Below are 9,685 nucleotides of genomic sequence, written 5' to 3'. Positions count from 1 at the left end.
CCAGCTTGCACAGCAGGACGAGCGCGGCGAGCCCGGCGCCTCGGCGCAGCCCATCCCTCAAGGGTCCGTCCCTCAACGGTCCGTCCCGCAACGGCCCGTCCCTCAACGGTCCATCCCTCAACGGCCCGTCCCTCAACGGCGCGTCACCAAAAGGGCGTCGGGGCATCGGGCGAGCCTCCACGGGCGGCTGAGGTGGCCCCGGGCGTACAGGTCACACGACGCCCGGGGCCGGTTCGTTTCCGGCGCCGCCGCATCAGGCGGGCCGGGGCCGGTGCATCCCGTACCGGTTCATCCGGTGCCGGCTCGCAGGGCGGCACCGGTCTGCGCCGATGCGATCAGCGACAGCGGTCGAAGACCGGCAGGGATCGGATACCGGCAGGGATCACAGGCACAGCAGGGTGCTGTGCGAGCTGTGCTTGTCGCACAGGAGCAGGCTCGCGCTGCTGAGGTCGCCACCGCCGCCGCCGTCGGTCTGCGGCTCGGGGACGTCCATGCTCTGCAGGTCGAGAAGGGCCATGGTCTCTCCTTGGTGTCGGTGCTCGGTGTCGGGGCCCGCCGGTTGCGGGCCCGTCAGGGACGTTGGTGCGGCGTTCGGCCCGTACGCGGTGTTGTCGCGCACAAGCCCGTTCGGCCCGTACGAGGTGTACTCACGTACGGGCCCGTTCGGCCCCGGTCGGGGCCGTCTGTGGGGCCGTCGCTACGGACGGCGGTGCGGCGGCGGGTCGTGAACCACCGCTCGGGAAGCGCCGGTCGGGCAGGAACGGCAGGCTCGCCCCGTGCGCCGCGCCCAGCGCGAGCAGGCACCCGGCCGTACCGGTCGCGAGGTCCATGGAAAGGCGCAGCATCTGATCGCCGGGGAAGGCGCGATGGCCCGCGTACGCCATGGCGTACCAGTCGAGTCCGGCGGTCTGCGCGTCGAGCGCGGCGGCGGACGCCCCGGTGCGGGCCAGGTGCCAGACCATGCCGGCCCGCCCGTTGAACAGTCCGGGCTGCGCGTAGTAGCGCAGCCGGGCCGCCGGCGCGATGGCTGCCCGCGCCCGGGCGAACTCCTCGTCGGCGCGGTGCACGAGGTAGTCCTCGAGCACGGCCGCGATCCCGACGCTGCCCGCGCCGAGATACGGCATCGTGCGGGCGCCTTCGTCGACGACGAGCGCGCCCGACGCGTCCGTCACACAGCGGCCGAGGTCCGCCCGCAGAGCCGCCGCGGCCCGGTCGAGGAACGCGGGGTCCCGCGTGGACTCGTACAGCCTGAGGAAGAGAAGGGCCGGGCCGCTGGAGCCGCGCAGCAGTCCGGCGCGCTGTGCGGGCAGCCGCGCGGACGTGATGTCGGCTGCCTCCAGGGCGAGTTGGCGCAGGGCCGGCTGATGGACGGCGAGCCGGTCGAGTACGAGGCCGAGGCCCGCGAGGCCGCCGTGCAGATCGGGGGCGAGCCGGCGCCAGTTCTCGCCGAGCACACGGGCGATGAGGTCGAGGGCGCGTTCGGTGTGGCCGAGCCGGTCGAGCACGTAGGCGACTCCCGCGAGGCCGTCGTACAGGCCGAGCGGTGTGCCTTCGGGCGGCGGTGCGGTGCGCCTGAGCAGCCACTGCTCGCCTTCCTCGTGGCGGGGGCAGCCGGTCTCGGCGAGCGCGTACAGGACGCCGGCCGCGCCGTGCGCGAGCCCGAGGCCGCCGCCGTCGGCGAACTGCGCGATGTCGCCGGGATACAGGCGGTCCTCACGGTCAGGGGTGGCACTGGCGAGTACCGCCGCCGCGAGCGCGTCGCGGCTGTGCGGCCAGTCGCCTGCGGCGGGCTCCTCGGGGATACGGGGCGGTGCGCTCGGCCCTTCGATCACCCGTACCGCCTCATCGAGGAACTCCCGTGGCAGGTCCGGGAATTGAGCACAGGCGATCCGGGCCAGACCGGCGGCCTTCCCCCGGTCCACGGCGAGCAGTGTCGTCATCGGCACGAACAGCGCGAGCTTCATGCACGCGAGCGCGTAGTGGTCGACCTGGAAGCCGCAGCGGTCGGCGGGCGCGATGAACCCGGGGTGGGCGATGGCCTGCCCGCGGTGCTCCTCGACCGGGGTGGCGGCCTCGAAGTCCAGGAGTTTCACGGTGTGTTCGTCGTCGCCGACCATGATGTTGAACATGTGCAGGTCGTTGAAGACGAGCCCGCGCCCGTGCACGGCGTCGACGGTCCGTTCGACCCCGCGCAGGATGCCGAGCGCCCACCGCGTGTACTCCGCCACCGCCCGCGGGTCGGGGTCGACGGCGAGCAGCGGATGGCGGCGCGCGAAGAAGGAGTTGAGGGTGGTGCCGGGCAGATGGTCCATGACGAGGAAGCGGTGCCCGTCGACCTGGAACCAGTCCCGCAGGCCGGGCGCGACGCCGAGTCCGCCGAGCCGCTCGAGCGCGGCCCGCTCCCGCTCCAGGCGGGCCACGGCGTCGGCCCCGTCCGCGGCGAGACCGGCGTACGGCCGCGCCTCCTTGAGGACCACGCGCTCACCGGTCCGGGTGTCCGTACCGGCGTACACACCACCGCCGTTGGAGAAGTGCAGCGCCTTCTCTATCGCGTACGGCAGGTCGGTGACGGTCGCCGCGTTGCGGGCGTCGAGGTGCGGCCGCAGGAACGCGGGCAGTTCGACCCACTCGGGCAGCCGGAACACGGGATCTCGGCGATCGGGTACGAGGGTGCCCTCGGGATTCTCGATCGCGGGCACCAGACGGCCGTCCCCGCCGACGCAGTGCCGTTGGACGAACGCGCCGTAGCGGACGTAGAGCGGACCGTTCGCGTACCGCAGATCGGTCAGGATGTACGGTCCCGGCTGCCCGCCGATGAGCTCCTCCAAGTCCCGTAACACGCTCGCGAGTTCGGTCTCGTCCTTCGGGTAGACGGTGACGAACTTGCCGCTCGAACCGCGCTGCGCGTACTTGGAGTTGCGCAGGTGCAGGGCGTGCGGCCCCGGCACGAACTTGAACGGCAGTCCGCGCGGCACGCAGTAGTCCCACACCACGGCCGCGGTCTTCTCGGCGGTGTCGAGACAGGCCGAGACATGCACCTTCCAGCCCTGCCGCGGCCGGTCGCGGGTGCCCGGGTCCAGGTGCAGCCAGTCCCCCGCCCTCTCGCGGCGCCAGCCGGCGGGTGCGGGCCGGCGGGCCGCCTCGTACTGCGGGACGGCGCCGGCGCGTGAGGTGATCCGGTCCGGCGTCTCGTAGAAGTACCGGTCCGCAAGGCAGAACACCTCGTACCTCTTGTCCATCCCGAGCCCCCTCCAGCGGCGTGGCAACGAGATTTCCACGCCGTCCCGTACGGGGGTAAGTCGCCTTTGTCACGACGGCACCGTGACGAACGCATGAGTAACCGCGGGCACGGAAAAGGGACCCCGCATGCGGGGTCCCTTCTCGTCCGCGCCGCGAACGGTCGGTCCACGGGTCGGATACGACGTCAGTCCTCGGGCGGATACACCGACTCCCCCGAGCCGAGCATGGTCAGGGTGATCGCCTCCACCGGACAGCCCTCGGCCGCCGCGAGGATCTCCTCACTGGCGTCCGTTTCCGACTGCTGAGGGTGCGACTGGCGCGCCGTATCGAGCCGGAACCCTTCGGGCGCACTGGTGACGCACATCCCCGACCCGATGCAGACCCCCCGGTCGACTTCGACGTGCCAGCGGTCTCCCATCAGGCACTCACCCCTCATACCCGTTCGGCAGGTGGATCATCTTGTGCTCGAAGTACTCCCCGTACCCCTCGGGTCCGAACTCACGCCCCAGGCCGGAGTTCTTGTAGCCGCCGAAGGGGCCGAGCATGTCGAGGCTGAAGGTGTTCACGGAGTACGTGCCGGTCCTGACCTGGCGCGCGATGTCGATGCCGCGCTCGGTGTCGGCGGTCCACACGCTGCCGGAGAGCCCGTAGTCGGAGTCGTTCGCGATCTTCACGGCCTCGGCCTCGTCGCCGTACGGCAGCAGGCAGATGACCGGGCCGAAGATCTCCTCCTGGGCGATCCGCATCGAGTTGTCGACCCCGCCGAAGAGCGTCGGCTCGACGTACCAGCCCTTGTCGAACCCTGCCGGACGCCCGCCGCCGGTGAGGATCTTGGCGCCTTCCTCCTGTCCGATACGGATGTAGTCGAGCGACCGCTGCTGCTGACGCTTGGCGACCAGCGGGCCGAGTTCGGTGGCCGGGTCGAGCGGGTCGCCGACCTTGAGCGCACCGGCGGCCGCGGCGAAGGCCTCCGCGAACTCGTCGTAACGGGAGTTGGGCACGAGGATGCGGGTCTGGGCCACGCACGCCTGTCCGTTGATCATCCAGGCGAAGGGCACGATCCCCTTGACCGCGGCCTCCGCGTCGGCGTCCGGCAGGATGACGGCGGCGGACTTGCCGCCCAGCTCCAGCGTGACGCGCGTGAGGTTGCGGGCGCAGACCTCCATGACGCGCTTGCCCGCCCCGACGGAGCCCGTGAAGGAGACCTTGTCGACACCCGGGTGCCCGACCAGGTACTCGCTGACCTCGCGGTCGGCCGGGATGATCGAGAGGACGCCCTCGGGCAGGCCCGCCTCAGTGGCGATCTCGGCCAACAGGTAGGCGTCGAGCGGGGTTTCGGGCGAGACCTTGAGGACCACCGAGCAGCCGGCGAGCAGCGCGGGTGCGAGCTTGGCCGCGGCGGTGAACTGGGGGACGTTCCACGGGACGACCGCGGCGACGACACCGACGGGCTCACGGCGCACGAGGATCCGGCCGAGCGCCCCCTGCCTGCCTTCCTCGTACGTGAAGTTGCGCGCGGTGGTGAGCGCCGCGTCGTAGACCATCATCGTGGCGAGGGCCTGCACCATCACGCTGGACGTGAACGGGGTGCCGTTCTGCGAGGAGATGACGCGGGCTATCTCCTCGTGGCGTACGAGGAAGGCGTCCTTGATCTTGGTGACGACCTCGATCCGCTCGTCGAGGCTCATCCGGGGCCAGGGGCCCTCGTCGAAGGCCCTGCGCGCGGCGGCGACCGCCCGGTCCACGTCGCCCTGGGCCGCGTGCGGCACCCGGCCGATGACCTCCTCGGTGTGCGGGGAGATCACCTCGATGACGTCCTTGCCGACGGGGTCGATCAACTCCCCGCCGATGAACAGCTTTCCGTGTTCCACGAGCTCGGTCATGACCGGCAGCCTCCTGCGGGGCGGTTCCTGACACCTTTTCAGACTCTGGCTTCCCGGAACTGATACCAGTTCTAGTTAGAGGTTTCCAGAGGTGGGACGGGGTCCGCCCCTCGGGCGACCACCCCAGTCGGACACCCCGTCAACTGGCGTCCAGGAGTAGATGACTTGGGCTACTACTGAAACTAGTTCTAGTTATAGTGGTCGGGGCCGGAACGGCCGCACCCGGCGAGAGGGATCCGCTCCCAGCCGGCGACAGAGACGAGGGCGCTCCATGACGCAGGTGACCGAGCACGGCGGTGGCGTCTGGTCGCTCAAGGTGCCGATCCCGGACAACCCGCTCGGCCACACCCTCGTCCACCTCCTCGACACCGACCGCGGCCCGGTCCTCATCGACACGGGCTGGGACGACCCGGAGTCCTGGGACACGCTGGCCGGCGGTCTCGCGACGCTCGGCATCGCCGTCGAGGACATCCACGGTGTCGTGATCACCCACCACCACCCCGACCACCACGGTCTGTCGGGACAGGTGCGTGAGGCGTCGGGCGCGTGGATCGCGATGCACCCCGCCGACACCCATGTCGTACGGCGCACGCGCACGCAGGTGCCGGGCCAGTGGCTGGACTACATCACCGCCAAGCTGACCACCGCCGGCGCTCCGGCGGAGCATCTGGCCCCGCTGCACGCGGCCCGTGAGTCCGGGCGCATGCGGACGGTTCCCGGCCTGAACTCGGCGCTCCCGGACCGGGACATCACCCCCGGCGAGCTGCTCGACCTGGCCGGCCGCCGGCTGCGCGCGATCTGGACGCCCGGGCACACGCCCGGCCACGTATGCCTGCATCTCGAAGAGGAGCACCCGTCCGGTCTCGCGGGCAACGGGCGGCTGTTCTCCGGGGACCATCTGCTCCCGGAGATCTCCCCGCACATCGGTCTGTACGAGGACCCGGCCGAGGAGGTGGTCACCGATCCGCTCGGCGACTACCTCGACTCCCTCGAGCGGATCGAGCGCCTCGCGGTCGCCGAGGTCCTGCCGGCGCACCAGTACGCCTTCACGGACGCGGCCGCCCGGGTACAGGAGTTGCTGGCCCACCACGAGGAGCGCCTCGCGGGCCTGCGCCGGCTGCTCGCCCAGCCCCTGACCCCGTGGGACCTCGCGGTCCGCATGGAGTGGAACCGCCCCTGGGACCAGATCCCGTACGGCTCGAAGAACATCGCGGTCTCCGAGGCCGAGGCTCATCTGCGCCGCCTGGTGAAGCTGGGGCATGCGGAGGCGGTGGAGGGCAGCGATCCGCTGACGTATGTGGCGGTCGGCGGCTGACCGGCATGGGCCCAAGGCGGCCTCTCACCCTTTGCGGGGGCTGCCGCCCCCGCACCCCCGCCCGGATTCGTGGGTGGACCGGGAGGTCACGGGACTGCGGGCCACCGTGCCCGTGGGGGCCGCGCCCCCACACCCCGCCGGTACAGTAGGCGGCGCAATCACCACACCCGTACGGAGGGAAGCCGGTGCAAACCCGGCGCTGACCCGCAACCGTGTGCCGCCCACAAGAGGGCGGCGAGCCGGAATGCTCCGCGGGGTGTGCGTGGCTCCAGTCGCCGAATTCCCCGGCGACCGGGACCGTCGAGGTATACGGATCCGGAGCCCGGTGCCTTCGCGGGCCCGTGCCCGGCCCAGCAGGAGAGGCACCGTCCGACCATGAACGCCCTCAAGAGCGCCGCCGCTCTGGCAGCCACCACCGTGCTCTGCCTGGCCGCCGCCCCCGCCGCGAGCGCCGATACGCCCGCTCCCGCGGACCTGCCCTCGGGCCTGTACGGCAAGACGGACCCGAAGTACGACGGCGTCTTCCGCCAGTCGTACGCCCTGCTCGCCCAGGACACCGTCGGCGAGAAGCCCGCCGCCAAGGCCGTGGACTGGCTGACCGGGCAGGCCTGTGACAACGGCTCGTACGCCGCGTTCCGCGAGGACCCCTCGAAGGCGTGCGACGCCAAGACGGTCGTCGACTCCAACTCCACGGCCTCCGCGATCCAGGCGCTCACCGCGCTCGGCGGCCATGACGAGGACGTCAAGAAGTCCGTGACGTGGCTCAAGTCCGTGCAGAACCAGGACGGCGGCTGGGGCTACAACCCGGGCCTGCCCACGGACGCCAACTCGACCTCCCTCGTCATCGGCGCCCTCAAGGCGGCCGGCGAGAACCCGGCCGAGGTCAAGTCCCAGAAGGACAAGGCGCCGACCGACGCGCTGGTCGCCCTCTCGCTGCCCTGCGACAGCGGCAAGGGCGCCTTCGGTCTCGCGGACATGAAGACCGGCAAGCTCGCCCCGAACGCCGACGCCACCGCCGCCGGAGTGCTCGGCGGCCTGGAGCAGGGCCTCGTCGTGAAGGCCGCCGCCGCCACCGAGCCCGCAAAGTGCGCCAAGGCCGCCGACGCCGAGACGGCCGCCGCCAACGGTGCCGCGTACCTCGCCGACACCCTCGCCAAGGACGGCCACCTCCTCTCCTCCATGCCCGGCGCCGAGGACCAGCCCGACTACGGCAACACCGCCGACTCCGTCGTGGCGCTCTCGGCCGCCGGTCTGACCGACCAGGCCAAGAAGCCCCTGGAGTACCTGGAGAAGAACGGCGCGGCCTGGGCCGAGCAGTCCGGCTCCCCCGCCGCGTACTCCCAGCTGATCTTCGCCGCCCACGCGGCCGGCGCCGACCCGAAGGACTTCGGCGGCACCGACCTCGTCTCCGCCCTGAACGCCATGGGACCGGCCCCGCAGAAGGCCGGGTCCGCCGACGCGGCGAAGGACGAGAAGAAGGACGACGAGGGTTCGTCGATGAGCGTCTGGTGGATCGTCGGCGTCTTCTTCATCGCGAGCGTCGGCATCGGCTTCCTGATCAGCGGCCGCAAGAAGAACGAACTGTGAGCACGCTCCGCCGCGGTGGCATCGCCCTCCTCGTGGGGGCGGTGCTCGCCGTGCTGTTCGCGGCCCCCGCGCAGGCGGACGCGTACCGCTACTGGTCGTTCTGGTTCAAGAACGACAAGGGTGCCTGGGCCTACGCCACGCAGGGTCCCGCGACCGCGAAGCCCTCGGACGGCGATGTGGAGGGCTTCCGCTTCGCTGTGAGCGAGGACTCCGCGAACGCCGCCAAGCCGCGCGAGGACGCCTCGTTCGACGCGATCTGCGCCGACACGGAGAAGAAGGACGGGCAGAAGCGGATCGCGCTCGTCGTCGACTTCGGCACGGACAAGGACGCGCCGTCCGGTGAGACACCGCCGAAGCCGCGTACCGCCTGTGCGCAGATCGACGAGGACGCCACCTCGGCGGACGCGCTCGCCGCGGTCGCCAAGCCGCTGCGGTACGACAGCAACGCGCTGCTGTGCGCCATCGCCGGGTACCCGAAGAGCGGCTGCGGCGAGCAGCTCTCGGGTGACACCCGGGGTTCCGGTGACGCCGCCGAGAAGCCCGCGGCCTCCGGAGGCGACGGTGACGGCGGCCCGTCCGTCGGACTGCTCGCCGGTCTGGCCGCGGTGCTCGTGCTCGGCGTGGCAGCGATCTGGCAGGCCCGCCGCCGCAGGGGCTGAGGTATGAGCTCGAACGGCGCCGCCGCGCGCAACGGGTCCTCCCCTGCTCGAGCGCAGTCGAGCGCTTGGGGAAGGCTCGCCGCCCCCGTCGCCACCCGCGCCAACGCGCTGCACCCGGGCGCCTGGTGGCTCTGGGCGCTCGGCCTCGGCACGGCCGCGTCGCGCACCACCAACCCGCTGCTCCTCGGCCTCCTGGTCGCGGTCGCCGGCTATGTGGTCGCGGCGCGGCGTACGGATGCGCCGTGGGCGCGTTCGTACGGGGCGTTCGTGAAGCTCGGTCTGCTCGTGCTCGCGATCCGGCTGGTGTTCGCGGTGGTGCTCGGCTCGCCGATTCCCGGCTCGACCGTCCTGTTCCGGCTGCCCGAAGTCCCGCTGCCCGACTGGGCGCAGGGCATCCGCCTCGGCGGCAAGGTCACCGCGGAGGGCCTGCTCTTCGCGCTGTACGACGGTCTGAAACTGGCCACGCTCCTGATCTGCATCGGCGCCGCGAACGCGCTCGCCAACCCGGCCCGGCTGCTCAAGTCGCTGCCGGGTGCGCTGTACGAGGCCGGGGTCGCGGTGGTCGTGGCGATGACGTTCGCACCGCAGTTCCTGTCGGATCTGCAACGGCTGCGGCGGGCGCGGCGACTGCGCGGCCGCGCGGACAACGGGATCCGGGGGCTCGCGCAGGTCGGTCTTCCGGTGCTCGAGGGCGCGCTGGAACGGTCGGTCGCGCTCGCGGCGGCGATGGACGCGCGCGGGTACGGGCGCAGTGCAGAGGTCCCCGCGCCCGTACGGCGGATGACCGCGGTGTGCACGCTCGGCGGTCTGGCCGGTGTCTGCGCCGGTACGTACGGGCTGCTCGCCGCCGAAGGCGCGCGCTACGGCCTTCCCGTACTCCTCGGCGGACTCGCGCTGGCCCTCGTGGGGCTGTGGCTCGGCGGGAAGCGCTCGCTGCGCACCCGCTACCGGCCGGACCGGTGGGAGCTGCGGGCCTGGCTGGTGTCGGCGTCCGGTGTGGC

8 protein-coding genes are annotated in these 9,685 nt (G+C 71.9%); 4 read left to right on the top strand and 4 right to left on the bottom strand.

Annotated elements, in window-relative coordinates:
* Positions 1–382 precede the first annotated feature (382 nt).
* From ABT367_RS38945 to ABT367_RS38930, 4 genes are all read right to left on the bottom strand, one after another.
* Positions 383–517 carry a SapB/AmfS family lanthipeptide gene (locus ABT367_RS38945; protein ID WP_165336225.1) on the bottom strand — a complete coding sequence of 45 codons (135 nt, stop codon included), beginning with the start codon at positions 515–517 and terminating at the stop codon, positions 383–385.
* A 130-nt stretch (positions 518–647) separates the two neighbouring features.
* Entirely contained in the window at positions 648–3,239 is a 2,592-nt protein-coding gene (lanKC, locus tag ABT367_RS38940; protein WP_352258393.1) for a class III lanthionine synthetase LanKC, read from the bottom strand.
* 185 nt (positions 3,240–3,424) lie between these two features.
* On the bottom strand, positions 3,425–3,658 hold the full coding sequence (locus tag ABT367_RS38935) for a ferredoxin (RefSeq protein ID WP_352258391.1): 234 nt from the start codon (positions 3,656–3,658) through the stop codon (positions 3,425–3,427).
* A 7-nt stretch (positions 3,659–3,665) separates the two neighbouring features.
* Positions 3,666–5,123 (bottom strand): aldehyde dehydrogenase, encoded by a 1,458-nt coding sequence (locus ABT367_RS38930; protein WP_352258389.1) that lies wholly within the window; start codon positions 5,121–5,123, stop codon positions 3,666–3,668.
* Positions 5,124–5,394: 271 nt separating this feature from the next.
* Here ABT367_RS38930 and ABT367_RS38925 point away from each other — a divergent pair, with 271 nt between their 5' ends.
* From ABT367_RS38925 to ABT367_RS38910, 4 genes are all read left to right on the top strand, one after another.
* Positions 5,395–6,438: an MBL fold metallo-hydrolase gene (locus ABT367_RS38925; protein ID WP_352258387.1), complete on the top strand. Its 1,044-nt coding sequence runs from the start codon at positions 5,395–5,397 to the stop codon at positions 6,436–6,438.
* Positions 6,439–6,813: 375 nt separating this feature from the next.
* The gene (locus ABT367_RS38920; RefSeq protein ID WP_352258385.1) at positions 6,814–8,025 is read left to right on the top strand and encodes a prenyltransferase/squalene oxidase repeat-containing protein; all 1,212 of its coding nucleotides are present in this window, start codon (positions 6,814–6,816) and stop codon (positions 8,023–8,025) included.
* Entirely contained in the window at positions 8,022–8,684 is a 663-nt protein-coding gene (locus tag ABT367_RS38915) for an SCO2322 family protein (protein ID WP_352258383.1), read from the top strand. The genes ABT367_RS38920 and ABT367_RS38915 overlap by 4 nt, the downstream gene beginning before the upstream one ends.
* Before the next feature lie 3 nt (positions 8,685–8,687).
* Positions 8,688–9,685, top strand: a 998-nt coding sequence (locus ABT367_RS38910; RefSeq protein WP_352258382.1) for an energy-coupling factor transporter transmembrane component T, incomplete at its 3' end; no start/stop codon positions are given.

It is taken from the genome of Streptomyces mesophilus (assembly GCF_040300965.1).
Lineage (GTDB): Bacteria > Actinomycetota > Actinomycetes > Streptomycetales > Streptomycetaceae > Streptomyces > Streptomyces mesophilus_A.
This window is presented reverse-complemented; position numbering and strand designations above follow the sequence as displayed.